Consider the following 16,611-nt stretch of genomic DNA (forward strand, 5'->3'; position numbering starts at 1 on the left):
CAACCAGCAGTCACAGACGCTTGAGCAATCCCGCGCCGATGCGGCCCGGTCCAGCTAGTCGTTGCCCACCAGGATTTCGCGCTTGCCGGCATGGTTGGCGGCGCTGATGACGCCTTCGCGTTCCATGCGCTCGATCAAGGTTGCCGCCTTGTTGTAGCCGATGGCGAGGCGCCGCTGCACATAGGAGGTGGAGGCCTTCTTGTCGGTCAGCACGATATGGACGGCCTTGTCATAGAGCTCATCGCCCGAGCCGGCATAGTCGTCGCCCCCGCCGCCGCTGCTATCGCCGCCATATTCGGCGCCCTCGTCCTCTTCCTCGGTGATCGAGTCCAGATAGTCCGGAGAGCCCTGGCTCTTGAGGTGGGCCACCACCGCCTCGACTTCGCTATCGGCCACAAAAGGCCCGTGCAGGCGCTTGGTACGCCCGCCAGAGGCCATATAGAGCATGTCGCCATTGCCCAGCAGCTGCTCGGCGCCCTGCTCGCCCAGAATGGTGCGCGAATCGATCTTGGACGTGACCATGAAGGAGATGCGCGTGGGGAAGTTGGCCTTGATGGTGCCGGTGATGACGTCCACGGACGGGCGCTGGGTGGCTGTGATGATGTGAATGCCGGCGGCGCGGGCCATCTGCGCGAGACGCTGGATGGCGCCTTCAATGTCCTTGCCGGCCACCATCATCAGGTCGGCCATTTCGTCGACCACCACCACGATATAGGGCAGCACCTCGAGCTGGAATTCCTCGGTCTCGAAGATGGCCTCGCCGGTTTCGCGGTCAAAGCCGGTCTGCACGGTGCGGCTGATGATCTTGCCTTCGGTTGCCGCTTCACTGACGCGCTGGTTGAAGCCGTCGATATTGCGCACGCCGATCTTGCTCATCTTGCGATAGCGGTCTTCCATCTCGCGCACGGCCCATTTGAGCGCCACGACGGCTTTTTGCGGGTCGGTGACGACCGGGGTCAGCAGATGGGGAATGCCGTCATAAATGCTCAGTTCGAGCATTTTGGGATCGATCATGATCATGCGGCACTGGGCCGGGGTCATCTGGTAGAGCAGGCTGAGAATGAAGGTATTGATGCCCACCGACTTGCCCGAGCCGGTGGTGCCGGCGATGAGCAGATGCGGCATGCGTGCCAGGTCGGCGATCACCGGCTCGCCACCAATGGTCTTGCCCAGGCAGATGGGCAGCTTGCCCTTCATCTTCTCGAAGTCCGAAGAGGCCAGCATTTCGCGGAAATAGACGGTTTCGCGATGCTGATTGGGCAGTTCGATGCCGATGGCATTGCGACCGGGTACCACGGCCACGCGGGCGGAGATGGCGCTCATGGAGCGGGCAATGTCGTCGGCCAGTGAGATGACGCGGCTCGACTTGATGCCCGGAGCGGGCTCGAGTTCGAACAGGGTCACAACCGGGCCGGGCCGGACATTGATGATGTCGCCCTTGACGCCGAAATCGGCCAGCACAGCCTCGAGCTGGCGCGCCATGGCTTCCAGCCGCTCAGGCGCATGCTCGGGTGAGGGGCCATTATGCTTGGGTTCGGAGAGCAAGCTCAGGGGTGGCAGTTCGAAGCCGCCCGGTTCGCTGAAGAAGGAGGTCTGGGCTTCGCGCAGAATCCGGTTGCCGGGCTGGGGGCGCGGCGCCGGCGCCGTGACGCGGGGCTTGGCCGGATCGACCGGATGAAAGCGCGAATCGCCCTGCTGGCGATGGCTGGCGGGCGCGGCCGCCAGCTCGGGAACGAAGGCGATATCGTCCTCGATCTCGTCGGGATAGTCGATCTCGGTATCGTCATAGCTGGGGCGGGCGTTGATGCGGGCCGAGGGCTCGGTCACGAAGGCGAGCTCGGCACCAAAGCCTGGCTCGGCAGCGAAACCGGGCTCGATGGCGGGCTCCCGTGCGGCATGGATCCGGCGCTGGGTCGGCGCAATCAGGGGTTCCTGCCGGTCCTCGGGCACAGGACGGCCGTCAAGGCTTGGCTCGACATCGTCCTCGCGCCAGCTGCTGGCATCGGCGGCGCGGCGTTCGGCATGGCTCTGGCGGGCGCGGCGGAAGGCGGTGCGCAGGGAATAGCCCATATGCACCACCGCGCCCAGCGCGATATCGACAACCGGGTTGGTCTCGGGTTCGTCGGCGGAGGCTGCGGCAGCGGCCCCGCCCTTGCGGGCGGCGCCGGCGGCTGGCTTGCGCGGGCCGGTCGGCACGGAGCTGCCCAGGCCCATGGCGATCCAGAACAGGGCTAAGGCCGGCACGGCAATGATGATGGCAAACAGCACGCTGGTCACGGCCTGCGGCTGGGCGCCGGTGACCAGGGTCGCCAGCGTGGTGAAACCGGTGCCGACCAGGCCACCCAGGCCGGTGGGCAGCGGCCAGGAGGCCGGCATGGTGACAAAGGAAAGGACGCCGGCGGCGAGCAGGCTGGCGCCGGTCCAGCCGAGCAGGCGCAGGCCCATATGGCTGGGCATGCGGCGGCGCGCCAAGGTCCAGCCCCACAAAGCCGGCGGCACCAGCAGGATCAGCGCGGCCAGGCCAAAGACCTGGAACAGCGTGTCGGCGATCACGGCGCCGGGAAAGCCCAGCCAGTTGGCGACCGGCTTGGTGGTGGCATAGGTAAAGCTGGGATCATCGACCGACCAGGACGCCAAAGCCGCCAGACAGATCGCTACCAATGCCAGCAGCAGAAAACCGGCCAGGCGCACGGGAATGCGGATAGCCAGTGCCGGGGGCGGCGTGGGCAGGGGCTTGGTCGAGGCGCGGGTACCGCGCTGCGGCACCGAGCGGATTTCGTCGAGAACGGGCGAAGGAGAGCTGGGCATGGGCGTGTCCGGAGTGGCCCGGTCCGATCCGGGCCCAATCAGCGCTCATGCTAGTAGGGCCGGGTTAACCTAAGGCTAACCATCGGGCCGCCGTGGCCGCGGCAGGCCGGCCAAAAGGCGAAAAAGGCCCGCCGGAAGGGCGAGCCTTGATCACGTTTTGGGCGGTTGAGCGGGGAGTGCAGCCCGTGCAGTTTGCGAGTGGGAAGCCTCTGTGGCGGGCCAAGAGGGACACGAGCCGCACGCCACGATCAACCGGTGGCCCGGTTGACCCGGTGGCGCAGACGCCACCGGGTCAGGGTCAGGTTAGTTATAGGCGCGTTCGCCATGGCTGGAGAGATCGAGGCCATCGCTTTCGGCCGATTCGGGGACGCGGGCGCCGCCGAAGATGGCCTTGACGATGAACATGGCCACCAGAGCCACGACGCCGGACCACACCACGGCAATGCCGACGGCGGTGAGCTGGATCATGAACTGGCCGCCGATCGAATAGGCTGCCGCGTCACCCAGCGGGTAACCGCCGAAGCCGGGGGCAGCGACGATGGCGGTGCCAAGGGCACCGACAATGCCACCCACACCGTGGATGCCGAACACGTCGAGGCTGTCGTCATACTTGAGCATGGGCTTGAGGTTGACTACGGCCCACAGGCAGACCACGCCGGCAATGGCGCCGAGCACGATGGCGCCACCGATGCCGGCAAAGCCGGCAGCCGGGGTGATGGCCACGAGGCCGGCAACGGCGCCGGAAACGGCACCCAGGGTCGAGGAGTGACCGCGAGTGACCTTTTCACCGATCGCCCAGGCCAGCGCACCGGCAGCCGGGGCCAGCACGGTATTGATCAGGGCGACGGCGGTCAGGGCATTGGCTTCGAGGTTGGAGCCGGCATTGAAACCGAACCAGCCAAACCACAGCAGGCCGGCACCGACATAGGTCCAGACCAGGTTGTGGGGGGCGATGGGCTCGCGCAGATAGCCCAGACGCGGCCCAAGCACGATGGCAGCGACCAGAGCGGCGACACCCGAATTGATATGCACGACGGTGCCGCCGGCAAAGTCATAGGCGCCCATGCCATAGAGCAGGCCGGGACCGGCCCACACCATGTGGGCCATCGGGATGTAGGCAAAGGTGAACCAGATGGCTAGGAACGCCATCAGCGCGCCGAACTTCATGCGTTCGGCAATGGCGCCGACGATGAGGGTCGAGGTGATGCAGGCGAAGGTCATCTGGAAGGCAACGAACACCATTTCGGGCAGTTCGAAGCCGGCCGAGAAGGTAGCCGCCCGCGAATCGAGCGTCACGCCGGAGAGGAAGAACTTGGAGAAGTCGCCGACAAAAGCCGACAGACCGCCTTCGGTCGGGCCGGCAAAGGCGAGCGAATAGCCATAGGCTACCCAGAGGATCGAGATCATGCAGAAGCCCAGGAAGACCTGGGTCAGGGTCGAAAGCACGTTCTTGGAGCGGACGAGACCGCCATAGAACAAAGCCAGGCCCGGCACGGTCATGACGATCACGACCATGGTGGAAACCAGCATCCAGGCCACGTCACCCTTGTCGACAATGGCGGCAGCTTCAACGGCGGCTTCGACCGCTGGCGCGGCAGCGTCCTGGGCAAAGGCTGGCAGCGCCAGCAGGAGGGAGGCCAATGCGGTACCCCCGAGGATTTTTGACGTCTTCATCTTGGTTTCTCCGATGACGCTTACAGGGCGGCCGCGCCGGTTTCACCGGTGCGAATGCGGGTGACGGCCAGCAGGTCGAGCACGAAAATCTTGCCATCGCCGATGCGACCGGTCTGGGCGCTGTCGCGGATGGCATTGGAGACCTCGTCGGCGATGGAATCATCGACGGCGATCTCGAGCTTGAGCTTGGGCAGGAAATGCACGGCATATTCGGTGCCGCGGTAGATTTCCGAGTGCCCCTTTTGGCGGCCGTAACCCTTGACCTCGGTCACGGTCATGCCGTGGACGTCGAGCGAGGTCAGCGCCTGGCGGACCTCTTCGAGGCGGGATGGCTTGATGATGGCAATAACCAGTTTCACGTGTGCCCCCTTTGCAGCTTTGTGCATGGTCTGGAATGGTCCAATAGACTCAAGCGCCGTGCCAACTGCCCGTCGGGGACAAATTCCGAGCATTTCCAATGGTTTACAAAATGCGAATGGCCGTCACTGCGAATGCTCCCCGTATTTTGCCTAGTATTTGGGCAATGCGGCGATTGTCTGTGCACATTTTCGCCACGTTTGCCGCGCCTCCCGAACCAGCCGGCGTGGCCGAGCAGGCCAGACCTCCAGGAGCAGCGCCATTGCCGGAGCGCGACGCGCGCCACGTCGTTGCTGTGGCAGATCGACAGCTTGGCAGCGTAGCGAGATGGGCGTAGGGCTCGACCCAACAGACGGAGGCCAGGATGGCAGACCAGGATCGTTTTGATGTCATCATCGTGGGCGGCGGGCATGTCGGCCTGACGCTAGCGCTGGCGCTGACCCAGTCGGCCCGCGGCATTCGCGTGGCGCTGGTGGATCGACGCCCGCTCTCGGTGCCGCGCGACAACCGCGCCTCAGCCATTGCCGCCGGTGTGCGGCGGGTGTTCGAGGCCCTGGGCGTGTGGCCTGCCATGCTGGCAGAGGCCCAGCCCATCGCCGCCATGCGGATCACCGATTCGGGCGCCGATGACATTGCCCGGCCGCTGTTCCTGACCTTTGAGGGCGCCGTGGCGCCGGGCGAGGCCTTTGCCCATATGGTACCCAACAGCGTCAGCGCACAGGCTTTGCTGGACGGGTTGGGCGACAGCGCGACCATCATCGCGCCGGCCGAAGTGGCCAGCTATTCCAGCCAGGGTGATCTGGCGCAGCTGGTGCTGGCCGATGGCAGGGTGCTGCAGGCGCCGCTGCTGGTCGGTGCGGATGGCAGCCAGTCGCCCTTGCGGGCCATGGCCGGGATCGGCGTCACCGGGCACGACTATGGCCAGACGGGCCTCGTCACCACGATTGCCCATGCCCTGCCCCATGACGGCGTGGCCTATGAACATTTCCGGCCGGCCGGCCCCTTTGCCAGCCTGCCGCTGCCGGGCAACCGCTCGTCGCTGGTCTGGACCGAAACGCGCGACGCCGCGGCCCGTTATCTCGGCCTCGACAATGACACCCTGGCACGGGAGATCGAGGCGGCCATGGGCGCCAGCCTCGGCGCTGTGACGGTAGAAGAAAAACTGATGGGCTTTCCGCTCCGGCTGCAACTGGCGCGCGCCTTTGTGGCGCCGCGCCTGGCGCTGGTCGGCGACGCTGCCCACGTCGTGCACCCGATTTCCGGCCAGGGGCTCAATCTGGGGCTCAAGGACGTAGCGGCCCTGGCCGAAGTGGTGATTGAGGCGGTCCGGCTCGGGCTCGACCATGGCAGCGACGACGTGCTGGAGCGCTACCAGGCCTGGCGGCGGCTCGATACCGCCAGCATGGCGGCGATGACCGACGGGCTCAACCGGCTGTTCTCCAATGATGTGGCGCCGGTGCGGGCGCTGCGCGATTTCGGACTGGGGCTGGTCGATCGGGCCGGGCCGGTCAAAACCGCGCTGATCCGCGCCGCTGCCGGCGTGGCGCCGGGCGGACCGCGCCTGCTGAGCGGATTGCCGATCTAGCTAACGCGTCCGATTGCTGCCCAGCGCCAGCAGCGCTGCCACGGCGTCATGGCGGCGGGGCCAGGGCACGAAGAGATGATCGTGATGAATGGCGGCCACCACATTGGCGGGGATGCCGACCTGTGCCAGCGCGCCCGCCATGGCGGCGGTCATGCCCACGGCCTCGAGCGCGGAATGCACCAACATGGTGATACGGGCCCACTGGCTTTGGGCGGGGAGGCCGGCGCCTGACAGGTCGTCAAGCGTGGCTATCACCGTCAGTCCCTCGGCTTCGCGGATCAGGGCAAAGGGCGAGAGCCCCGCCGGCAGGGCCTGTACGAGCGGGATCAGCGCAAAGCCATAGGGTTGCTCGTGCAGCATCGGGTCAAGCCCGGCGAGCAGGCTATCGAGATCGGTTTCACCGCTCATCCGGCTTGGCCTCGAAATCGGGCAGGCGGCGCAGCGCATCAGGATCGACGCTGCTGGCTTCATCGAGGCTGAGCAGGGGCACGCCGCGCACAATGGGAAAGGCGAGGCGCGCCGCCACCGAGATCAGCGTCTGGCGATCCGAGGACAGCGTCAGCCTGGTCTTGGTCAGCGGACAGACCAGCATTTCGAGCGTCTTGACGTCGACGACGTGGCGCGGATCCGTTTGGGCGGGTGCGACCATCAGTTGAGCGGCGGCGCGCTGCCACCGCTGCCCCGGGCCATTTCATATTCGGTCATGGCAATGAGGGTTTCAGCACGCTGCTCCAGCGTCGGCGCCTCAAGCAAAGCCTGCTTGTCGGCCGGATCATAGGGCCCCACCATGCAGCAGAAATTGACCAGCTCGGCCGTGCCGGTGCGCTCGATCTCGTCCCAGTTGAGCTCGATATTGGCGAATTCGGCATAGTCGCGCATCAGCTTGACGAAGCGCTCGCGGTCCACCGCATCCTCGCCGAAATCGCGGGTGAAATCGGTGGCATAGGCGCTGGCGTCGATCATGCCCTGGCGATAGGGCGTCATGACAGTGAGCTCATGGAGCAGGCGGAAGCGCGTCACCCCTTCGAGGATGATGAAATAGCGCCCCTCGGCGCTTTCCTCAAAATGGGTGATGCGGCCAAGGCAGCCGACCGACTGCAGCGGATCGCGGCCGCGCGGGCTTTCCTCGGTGGTGTCCTCGGGCTGGATCAGGCCGATCAGCCGGTCGCCGCGCAGGGCGGCGTCGACCATGTCGACATAGCGCGGCTCGAACACATTGAGCGGGCGATGCGAAAAGGGCAGCAGGAGCGCGCCCGAGAGCGGGAACAGCGGCACCGATTTGGGCAGGTCAGCGGGGGTGGCGGGGCGCCTCAGCATGCAGATTGAGCCTCACGAAAACAGGGCGGCCGAGAGCAGGCGGCGGCCCTTGGCGGTGGCAGGATCCTTGGGACCCCAGGCGGTGAAGAAATCGAGCAGTTTGGCGCGCGCGCCATCCGCGTTCCAGGTCCGGTCGCGCTTGACGATGGCGACGAGAGCCTCGGCCGCCTCGAGACGCCTTCCGTCGGCATTGAGCGCCAGCGCCAGGTCGAAACGGGCCTGATGGTCATCCGGATTGGCCAGCAGCACCGCCTCGAGCGCTGATGTGTCGCTGAGATTGGCGGCTTCGGCCAGAAGCTTGAGGGAGTTGAGTGCGCTCAGATAGGCGTCGCCCTTGCGCTCGGCCTCGGGCACGAGATCAAGCGTGGCCTCGGCCTGCTCGGCTTCGCCGGCCGCCAGATAGACCTGGGTCAGGCCCACCAAGGCCGCAACATGGTCGGGCTGGTGCTGGATAATCATGCCGAAGACCTGGGCGGCGGTGCTGAGGTCGCCGGCCGCCAGGGCGGCGCTGGCGGCCGTCAGGGCCTCGGCGATCTGGGCGTCGATCGAGCCTGTATCGGGAGCACGGGGCGGGGCGGCGGCGATGACCTTGTCGGCAAATCGGCGCACTTCAGCTTCGGGCATGGCGCCCATGAAGCCATCGACCGGGCGGCCGCCGGCAAAGGCAAAGACGGCGGGGATGGACTGCACGCCGAGTTGGCCGGCAATCTGGGGATGCTCGTCGATATTGATCTTGATCAGCTTGATCGCGCCGGCCTTCTCGGTGACGACCTTTTCAAGGGCCGGCGTGAGCTGGCGGCAGGGGCCGCACCAGGGCGCCCAGAAATCGACCAGCACGGGCTGGTCGAGCGAGGCATCGATGACGTCAGCCTTGAAGGCCGCGTCGCTGGATTCCTTGATCAGCCCGGCCGGGACGGCATTGGCGGGGGCGGAAGCGAGGTCGATCATCGGGGTGGACATCAAAAAGGCCCTTGCAGCTAGGCGAAATCTGGAAGTTCGGAGCCCTTCTTGCGCCCGCGAACCGGGATGTGACAAGCCCCCCAATCCACAAGGCGACGTGAAGATGACGATGGTGTCAAAATGTGGGTTGCAATCGGGGTCACCTTTAGGCATATAGGCCCGCGTCGGCGGCGAACAAGACCAGTCGCAGACAATGGAGTGCGGGTGTAGCTCAGGGGTAGAGCATAACCTTGCCAAGGTTAGGGTCGTGGGTTCGAATCCCATCGCCCGCTCCAATCTTCCCCCTCGCAAGGGAAGACACGATGAAAAGGCCGGACAGCAATGTCCGGCCTTTCGTTTATCCGGCATCACGGTACTGAAAGCGCTGTCGCTGCACGAGAAACCGGACGCCTGCGACAAATAAGCCTGGATTAAGGCAATGTCGGGCGCCAAGGCCCGATGGGCTCCGGCAAGCCTTTCTAAAGGCGGGTCTTTTTCGCCATAACCCCGCCTACCTCCATGCGCGCAAGACATGGGGAGGGCTGCAGATTGACTATTGCCCGGCGCAGAATTTAATAATATTCACTTAACTATGTTGCATGGGTTTGGCTCCTGACGGTTACGTCGCGGCCCCGCCCATCTGACATGCAGGCGATTGGCGCCTGGTCATCGAGAAACTGGAGATCGCTGCGGCGGCAAACCAGTTCCGGTGCAGGTGCCAAAGGCGCGTGGATGCCACACCCACGTCGCTGCCGGTTTCCCGATTTTTCCTGACTCCGCACTGGGGCCTGCCCGGCAATTGCTTGCTGGACGGTTCCGCGTGCGAGTAGCGGCGATGGCTCAGCGGCCAGCGGCCGTTCACTATGAAATGTGCTGAATTCAAATGAGCAAGACGATCCTAGTATTGGGCGGTGACGGCTTTTGCGGCTGGCCCACTGCCCTGCGCCTGTCGGCCGAAGGCCACAGGGTTACCATTATCGACAACCTGTCGCGCCGACGCATTGACGCCGAGCTCGGCGCGGGCAGCCTGACCCCGATCACCGATATGCCGACGCGGCTGGCCGCCTGGCAGCGGGTCACCGGCAGGCATATCGATTTTCTCGCCACCGATATTGCGCAGGACCCCGAGGGCCTGCATGCGGCGATCAAGGCGATCAATCCCGACACCGTCGTGCATTTCGCCGAACAGCGCGCCGCGCCCTATTCGATGCGCGACGCCGCGCATAAGCGCTATACGGTCGACAACAATATCGGCGCCACCCACAATGTGCTGGCGGCCCTGGCTGCCATCAAGCCGGATACCCATCTGGTCCATCTCGGCACCATGGGTGTCTATGGCTATGACGGCGACGGGCTGGAACTGCCCGAGGGCTATCTCGACGTCACGGTCAAAGGACCGGACGACAAGGCCTATGCCCGCTCCATCCTCTATCCTACCCAGCCCGGCAGCATCTATCACCTGACCAAGTCCATGGATCAGCTGCTGTTCCAGTTCTATGCCCGCAATGACGCCCTGCCGATCACCGATCTGCACCAGGGCATTGTCTGGGGCACCCAGACCGCCGATACGCGGCTCGATCACGCGCTGATCAACCGCTTCGACTATGACGGCGACTATGGCACCGTGCTCAACCGCTTCCTGATGCAGGCGGCCGTCGGCCATCCCCTGACCGTGCATGGCACCGGCGGGCAGACCCGCGCCTTCATCAATATCCAGGATACGGTACGCTGCGTCTCGCTGGCCGTGGCCAATCCCCCGCAGCGCGGCGAGCGCGTCAAGATCCTCAACCAGGTGGCCGAGACCCATCGCATTGCCGATCTGGCGGCCCTGGTCGCCGACGTCACCGGCTGCGAGGTCGCCCTGGTCGACAATCCACGCAAGGAAGCCGCCGAGAATACGCTCAAGGTCTCCAATCGCAGCTTCCGCGCCATGGGGCTTGAACCCATGCTGTTGCGCGAGGCGCTGCTGGACGAGACGCTGGAAATCGTCCAGCGCTTCAAGGCTCGGGCCAATATCAATGCCGTGCCCGCCACCGCCCTTTGGACCAGCGAAAACCGTCCCGGCATCGTGCCGGCCAAAGCCGCAGCGGCCTGATGCGCGACCTGTTCCGGCTGATTGCCCTTGCTCTGATCAGCTGCGCCGTGGTCGGCGCCGCCATGGTCTATTCACGCGAGGGCGATGTCGCGACCAGCCTGCGCGGCGTGGCCAGCACGATGGGCGAGACGCTGACCGGGGTCGGCCAGCAGCTGGCCGGCAGTGCCGCCGGCGCGATGGTCGCCACCCCGACGGCGCAAACCTATCCCGTCGTCATCACTCGGGCCAATCCCGCGCAATGGATGGGCCTGGCCGGCTTTCCCGACCAGACCGAACTGAGCTTTCCCATCCCGGCGGGCGGGCATTATCTGGGCGGCGCCCTGGTCCTGACCTTTGACAGCCAGCTGACCCAGGCCGGCGACGGGCTGCTCACCGTCTCTGTCGATGGCAAGACCCGCCAGCAGCTGGTGCTCGATGGGGGGCGCACCAGCCAGACGCTACGGATCGATCTTACCACCGCCGAGCTGGCACAGGACAATATCGTGCTGGGCCTGGCCGGCCGGGGCACCACCAGTGCCGGACAGACCTGCCCCACCGATGCCGCCAATTCGGGCAGCGCCGTGACCCTGTCGGCCGATAGCCGGCTCGAACTCGTCGCCGATCAGCCGCTGACCGACGCCGTGGGCACCCTCATCGCGGCCCCCTCCCCCTTGGTGCTGGCCACCGGCAGCTCGGCGAGCGAGGCGGCCATGGTGGTCTGGGCCAGTCAGCAGCTCAACCGCAACGGCATTGCTGCCCGCATCGGCGTCGCCGGCGCGGACGAAACCGCGGTGACGCTGGTGGACTATGCGGCGAGCGCCGCCGGCATTGCCACGAGCAATCAGTTGATCGGCCAGCAGGCCATCACCCACCTGATCAAGGCAGCCGGCACGACCACGCCCAGTCCCCTCGCCTGGCCGGTGACGGCGGCCGATCTGGGTGCCGAAACCAGTGTGCGCAGCTTTCGCGGCTCGCGGCGCTGGAGCGTGGATTTTGCCGCGGCCGACCTGCCGGGCGGGCAATTGCCCGAACAGTTCACGGCCCGCCTGCAAGCGACACCGCTGACGCAAGCCAATGACTGGATGGTGCGGGTGACGCTCAACGGCAATCTGCTGAAATCGAGCCGCTTTGACGGCAGTGTCGAGTCCATTGCGCTGGTGATCGACCTGCCCGCCGCGCGCTTGCTGCCGCAGAACAGCCTCGTGGTCGACCTTGTCGATACCACGGTCAGGGACGGGACCTGCCGCACCGAACCGGATGCCCAGGCGCAGCTGCTGCCCGAATCGGCGCTGACCAACAATGCCCCGCCCGCTGCGGCTTGGGCCAGGCTGATCGAACAGCTGGCCAGCCAGCCCGCAGTGAACCTTGCCAGCAGCCTGCCGCTGGACGCCGCGCAGGGCACCAAAGCCGGTACCCTGCTCACAATGCTGCTGCCCAGCCAGGCCAAGGTTCGCTTCGACGATAGTGCCGATGCCACGCTGACCCTTGTCGACCGGGCCGGCTTTGCCGCCGCCCTCGGCAATCTGCCCGAGGGGCAGTCTCTCGTGGCGGTACTGCCGCGGTCGGGCGCCGTCCCGTTCGAGGTGATGGCCGTGCCGAGCCCCGCATTGGGGCCGGCGCTGGCGCTGCTGGAGGCCGAGGATGTCTTTGTCATCATCGCCGGGCTCTGAGGGTCTCGCCGGTTCGACCCATCAGTTCTGGTCGGTGGACAGCGCCCCGGCCCGGCTGACGCAAAGCCTCTCCATCTGGGTAGCGCCGGCCGTGCTGGTGCTGTTTACCGCGGTGGCGACGCTGCTGCTGCTGGCGGTCAACAGCGTGCCGATGCTGGTAGCGGCTTTTCCCAATCACGACTTCATCTTTTCCCCCTATGCCGGCACCCATTCGGTGCCGCTGCGCATTTTCATCCTTTCCTTCTACATCGCCTTTGCCGCCGTGGTCGGCGCCAGCGGTCCGGCCCGGCTGCGCTTTCTGGTTGAGCTGATTGCCACGTTCGTGCTGGTCTGCGGACTGTTCGACCTGGGCAATATCCTGGCCTTTCGCGTCTTGGGCCTCGTCTATTCGCTGCATATCGTCGAGATCGTTTCCGGCCTGCTCGGCTATTTCATCTTCTCGCTGAAGCTGCTCGAGCATGGCAGCATGCCGCCTCGTGCCACGGTGCCGCAGCGCCAGCTGAAGCGCCGCCTGTCCTGGCCGCAGCTGGGGCTGGCGACGGCCAGCGCCCTGGTCCTGTCCGTGCTGGTGGATGGGCTCAACCTGCCATTGATCGGCGATCTGCGCAGCATGGCCCTGCTCGGCGGCATCGGGCCGGGCGTCTTTCTCTTTCTGCCAATGACGTTCTTTCTGCTCTATCTGCTGGGCACGCTGCGCAATGTGCTGCGGCCGCCCCGACCGATGGCGCCGCCGGTCACCATCATCATCCCGGCGCATAATGAGTCCCATGTCATCACCCGCACGATCACCGCGGTCGATATTGCGGCCGGGCGCTATGCCGGCGCAGTCAATATTCTCGTGCTGAACAATAATTCGAGCGACGATACGGCAGACGTCGCGCAGCGCGCGCTGGGAGCGATGGATCATGCCACAGGGCACGTGGTGGATGTCCCCATGCCGGGCAAGGCCATTGCCCTCAACCGCGGCGTGATGGCGACCAATTCAAGCTTCCTCGTCCGCATCGATGCCGATACCCAGGTGCTGCCTGACGCGCTGAAGCGGGCGATGCGGCATTTTTCCGATGACAGTGTCGGCGTGGTCGGCGGATTGCCGCTGCCGCCGGGCGACGGGCCCTTTGATCGGGCGCGGCTGCTCGAAGTGCTGCTCAAGCACGGCTATTACCAGACCGCCTATGGCGCCATGAACGGCATTGTCGGGGTGCCCGGCATGTTTGCCGCCTATCGCACCGAGGCGGTGCGGGCGGCCGGTGGCTTCGTGCAGGGCATGAACGGGGAAGATACCGACGTGTCGCTGCGTATCGGCGAGATGGGCTATCGGGTGATCGGCGATCCGACGGTGCAATATGTCTCGGAAGTGCCCCTGACCTATACGCATTTGCGTGAACAGCGCATGCGCTGGTTCCGCTCGGTCTATCACGTGAGTTCGCGCAACCGCGATTATCTGGACAGTCGCACGCCCTCGCTGCGCGGCACGCTGATCCTGCCCTTCATGCTGCTCAATTCGGCACGTCGGGCGATGAATGTGCCGCTGGCCATCTTTGGCCTGCTGCATCTGATGTTGGCACTCGATCCGGGTGCGCCGCTGACCGGACAGGCGGTACTGGCGGTGATGCTGGGCGCGCCGCTGCTGATGGGCGCCTTTGCGGCCCTGGCCAATGGCCGCCCCGACGCCCTGCTCGGGCTGCCCGAATATGTGCTGTTCCGGCTGCTGCGGTCCTATCTGACGCTGGAATCGGTGCTGAGCATCGCCTTTGCCCCAGATCGCAAGACGGCGAAGGCCCGGCCCGGCGCCTAGGCTGAGCGGCGCACCATCTCAGCCTGGCTATCGTGCCGGGCCGGCGCCGGAAGGCGCAGCGCAGCCACGAGGCTGCGATATTCCTGGCGCGCATTGACATGGCTCATGGACGGCGCGCCGCCGAGCAGGTCGGCCTCGAGCGGGTCGAACACCGTCATGCCGATGGGAAACAGCGAGCGGAAGATGACGCGCTCGGCAATGCCGTCGGCGACCCGGCAGCCAAGCTTTGCGGCGACGCGCTCGATGGTGGTCTGCACCTGGCTGGCATTGCGCGAGCCGAGGTTGGAAATGCGGTTGCGCACCAGCACCCAGTCGATACCGGCGCCGGTGGCGGCCAGGCGCTCGGCGCGGGCCTTCTGCACATTGCGCGAATAGGGGCTGGTCTCGATGGGCTCGCCGGTCACCGGATCGACCCGGGCCAGCACGTCCAGATCGATCATGCTGTCATTGACGGGCGTGACGATCGTATCGGCAAAGCCATGCGCCAGCCGCGCCAGATTGCCGTCAAAGCCGGGCGTGTCGATGACGAAATAGTCGACCTCGTCGCGCAGGCCGGCAATGGCCTTGGTGAACATATCGCGCTCGACCACCTGGTTTTCGCGGATCGAATCGCCCCAGGCCGTCGGCATGTGCACATGCTTGGGCATGGGGATCTGGCGGGTGCTGGCCTCGATGGTGGTACGGCGGTTGCGCAGATAGCGGGTCAGCGTCTGCTGCCGGCTGTCGACGTCCATGGTGGCGACGCGATGGCCCTGGTGCAGCAGGTAGACGGCCAGGTGCAGCGCCGTGGTCGACTTGCCCGAGCCACCCTTTTCATTGCCCACGGCAATGATATGCGCGCCGGTCTGGCTCATGTCGGTCTCTCCAAATCAGGCGCTGGTGCCCTGCTCCATCAAGTGGCGTCATGGTTAACAAAGAGCTAAGGCGGCGTTGCACAAGCGGATCGCGGCGGGGTTTTCGACCGTTTGCCGTCACGTTGGCTCCCCTGTCGGTGCGGACACCCGTCATTCGTCGTCAGGTCAGAGGCTCGCCGGTCGACGGCCGGGCCAGACCTGAGGAGAATTGCCATGCAGTACCTGGTCGCCATCTACCGTCCCGATGACTATGACGATGCGCGCGAATCCGCGGCCATGGCCGCCGATATCGATGCGCTCAACCGCGACATGGTCGCGGCAGGTGTCCGAACCTTTGTGGGCGGCCTGCAGCCGGTTCGCCGGGCCAGATCGCTGCGCGCCAGTGCCGCCGGTGACACGGTGATCACCGACGGGCCTTATAGCGAGGCCAAGGAACATATCGGCGGCTTCTGGGTGCTCGAGGTCGCCGATCTCGAGGCCGCCCTGAACTGGGGAAGCCGGGCCGCGGTGGCCTGCCGCGCCCCGGTCGAGGTGCGCCCGTTCTACTGAGGGCGAGACCGGGCGCGGCGCCCTGCCCCCGACAGAACTAGGGCAGCTTGTGGCCGGCGGCGGTGAAGAGGCGGTACCATTCCGGCCGCGTCAGCGTCACGTCAGAGCCGGCGGCCGACTCGGCCACCCGGCCGGGATTGGTGGTGCCCAGCACGACCTGGATATTGGCGGGGTGACGGGTGATCCAGGCCACGGCAATGCCGGTCGGGGTGACGCCATACTGGGCGGCCAGTTCATCAAGGGCGTCGTTTAGCTCGGCGAAGTTTTCGCGGTCGCCCAGGAAGACGCCGTCGAAAAAGCCCTTCTGGAACGGCGACCAGGCCTGCAGCATCATCTTGTTGATGCGCGAGTATTCCAGCAGGCCATTGTCGCGGGAAATCGACTGGTCGAGGCCGGCCATATTGGCGGCCACGCCCTGGGCAAAGAGCGGCGCATGGGTAATGGAGAGCTGGACCTGGTTGGCCACCAGGGGCTGGGCGACCGCAGTCTTGAGCAGCTCGATCTGGCCGGGGGTCTGGTTGGAAACGCCGAAATGGCGGACCTTGCCGGCGGCCGCCAGCGCGTCGAAGGCGGCGGCGACCTCTTCGGGCTCGACCAGCGTATCGGGGCGATGCAGCAGCAGCAGGTCGAGATAATCGGTGCCCAGCGCCTTGAGCGACCCATCGACCGAATTGAGGATGTGCTCGGCGGAGAAATCGAAATAACCGGGGCGAATACCGGCCTTGGACTGGATGAATACCTGGTCACGCTCGGCCGCCGAGAACTGGATGGCCTCGCCGAAGCGCGCCTCGCAGGCATGACGGGCGCCGCCATAGATATCGGCATGGTCAAAGACATTGATGCCGGCGTCCCGCGCCGCGCCGACCAGCGCCTGCACCTCGGCATCGCTCATCTTGACGATGCGCATCAGGCCCAGCACGACGCTGGAAACCGTGCGGTCGGTATGGGGTAGGATATAGGTTTTCACGGGGGCAATATTCCGAATTCAG

14 protein-coding genes and 1 tRNA gene are annotated in these 16,611 nt (G+C 65.7%); 6 read left to right on the forward strand and 9 right to left on the reverse strand.

What is annotated here, in order from left to right; all coding sequences use genetic code 11:
• Positions 1-54: 54 nt before the first annotated feature.
• The 3 genes from GDR53_RS08360 to GDR53_RS08370 all read right to left on the reverse strand — a co-directional run bounded on the left by GDR53_RS08360 (position 55) and on the right by GDR53_RS08370 (position 4,841).
• Positions 55-2,808, reverse strand: coding sequence for a DNA translocase FtsK (locus GDR53_RS08360; RefSeq protein ID WP_193337599.1), 2,754 nt, complete (start codon positions 2,806-2,808; stop codon positions 55-57).
• A 303-nt stretch (positions 2,809-3,111) separates the two neighbouring features.
• Entirely contained in the window at positions 3,112-4,482 is a 1,371-nt protein-coding gene (locus GDR53_RS08365) for an ammonium transporter (protein WP_193337600.1), read from the reverse strand.
• A gap of 20 nt (positions 4,483-4,502) precedes the next feature.
• On the reverse strand, positions 4,503-4,841 hold the full coding sequence (locus tag GDR53_RS08370; RefSeq protein WP_193337601.1) for a P-II family nitrogen regulator: 339 nt from the start codon (positions 4,839-4,841) through the stop codon (positions 4,503-4,505).
• Between the two features lie 362 nt (positions 4,842-5,203).
• Between GDR53_RS08370 and GDR53_RS08375 the strand changes: the two genes are divergently transcribed.
• Positions 5,204-6,424, forward strand: a complete 1,221-nt coding sequence (locus GDR53_RS08375) for an FAD-dependent monooxygenase (RefSeq protein ID WP_193337602.1) — start codon at positions 5,204-5,206, stop codon at positions 6,422-6,424.
• Here the strand turns inward: GDR53_RS08375 and GDR53_RS08380 are convergent, their stop codons facing one another.
• Genes GDR53_RS08380 through GDR53_RS08395 form a run of 4 tightly spaced genes read right to left on the reverse strand, consistent with a single transcriptional unit; the run spans position 6,425 to position 8,701 of the window.
• On the reverse strand, positions 6,425-6,832 hold the full coding sequence (locus tag GDR53_RS08380; protein ID WP_193337603.1) for an ACT domain-containing protein: 408 nt from the start codon (positions 6,830-6,832) through the stop codon (positions 6,425-6,427).
• Positions 6,822-7,073, reverse strand: a complete 252-nt coding sequence (locus tag GDR53_RS08385; RefSeq protein ID WP_193337604.1) for a Trm112 family protein — start codon at positions 7,071-7,073, stop codon at positions 6,822-6,824. Before GDR53_RS08385 ends, GDR53_RS08380 begins: the two co-directional genes overlap by 11 nt.
• On the reverse strand, positions 7,073-7,741 hold the full coding sequence (locus tag GDR53_RS08390) for an LON peptidase substrate-binding domain-containing protein (RefSeq protein WP_193337605.1): 669 nt from the start codon (positions 7,739-7,741) through the stop codon (positions 7,073-7,075). The genes GDR53_RS08385 and GDR53_RS08390 overlap by 1 nt, the downstream gene beginning before the upstream one ends.
• Positions 7,742-7,753: 12 nt before the next feature.
• Positions 7,754-8,701, reverse strand: coding sequence for a thioredoxin family protein (locus tag GDR53_RS08395; RefSeq protein WP_232846764.1), 948 nt, complete (start codon positions 8,699-8,701; stop codon positions 7,754-7,756).
• 200 nt (positions 8,702-8,901) lie between these two features.
• Here GDR53_RS08395 and GDR53_RS08400 point away from each other — a divergent pair.
• The 4 genes from GDR53_RS08400 to GDR53_RS08415 all read left to right on the forward strand — a co-directional run bounded on the left by GDR53_RS08400 (position 8,902) and on the right by GDR53_RS08415 (position 14,219).
• Positions 8,902-8,976: transfer RNA gene (locus GDR53_RS08400), tRNA-Gly, on the forward strand.
• 587 nt (positions 8,977-9,563) lie between these two features.
• Positions 9,564-10,775 (forward strand): NAD-dependent epimerase/dehydratase family protein, encoded by a 1,212-nt coding sequence (locus GDR53_RS08405; RefSeq protein WP_193337606.1) that lies wholly within the window; start codon positions 9,564-9,566, stop codon positions 10,773-10,775.
• Positions 10,775-12,424 (forward strand): hypothetical protein, encoded by a 1,650-nt coding sequence (locus GDR53_RS08410; RefSeq protein WP_193337607.1) that lies wholly within the window; start codon positions 10,775-10,777, stop codon positions 12,422-12,424. The genes GDR53_RS08405 and GDR53_RS08410 overlap by 1 nt, the downstream gene beginning before the upstream one ends.
• Positions 12,396-14,219 (forward strand): glycosyltransferase, encoded by a 1,824-nt coding sequence (locus tag GDR53_RS08415; protein ID WP_193337608.1) that lies wholly within the window; start codon positions 12,396-12,398, stop codon positions 14,217-14,219. The genes GDR53_RS08410 and GDR53_RS08415 overlap by 29 nt, the downstream gene beginning before the upstream one ends.
• Here the strand turns inward: GDR53_RS08415 and GDR53_RS08420 are convergent.
• Positions 14,216-15,073, reverse strand: a complete 858-nt coding sequence (locus tag GDR53_RS08420) for a division plane positioning ATPase MipZ (protein WP_193337609.1) — start codon at positions 15,071-15,073, stop codon at positions 14,216-14,218. The genes GDR53_RS08415 and GDR53_RS08420 overlap by 4 nt on opposite strands.
• Before the next feature lie 213 nt (positions 15,074-15,286).
• Here GDR53_RS08420 and GDR53_RS08425 point away from each other — a divergent pair, with 213 nt between their 5' ends.
• Positions 15,287-15,622 (forward strand): YciI family protein, encoded by a 336-nt coding sequence (locus GDR53_RS08425; protein ID WP_193337610.1) that lies wholly within the window; start codon positions 15,287-15,289, stop codon positions 15,620-15,622.
• 37 nt (positions 15,623-15,659) lie between these two features.
• On the opposite strand, the gene GDR53_RS08430 is transcribed toward GDR53_RS08425, so the two are convergent.
• Positions 15,660-16,589, reverse strand: coding sequence for an aldo/keto reductase (locus GDR53_RS08430; protein ID WP_193337611.1), 930 nt, complete (start codon positions 16,587-16,589; stop codon positions 15,660-15,662).
• Between the last annotated feature and the right edge of the window lie 22 nt (positions 16,590-16,611).

Source organism: Devosia beringensis (genome assembly GCF_014926585.1).
GTDB classification, from domain to species: Bacteria; Pseudomonadota; Alphaproteobacteria; order Rhizobiales; family Devosiaceae; genus Devosia; species Devosia beringensis.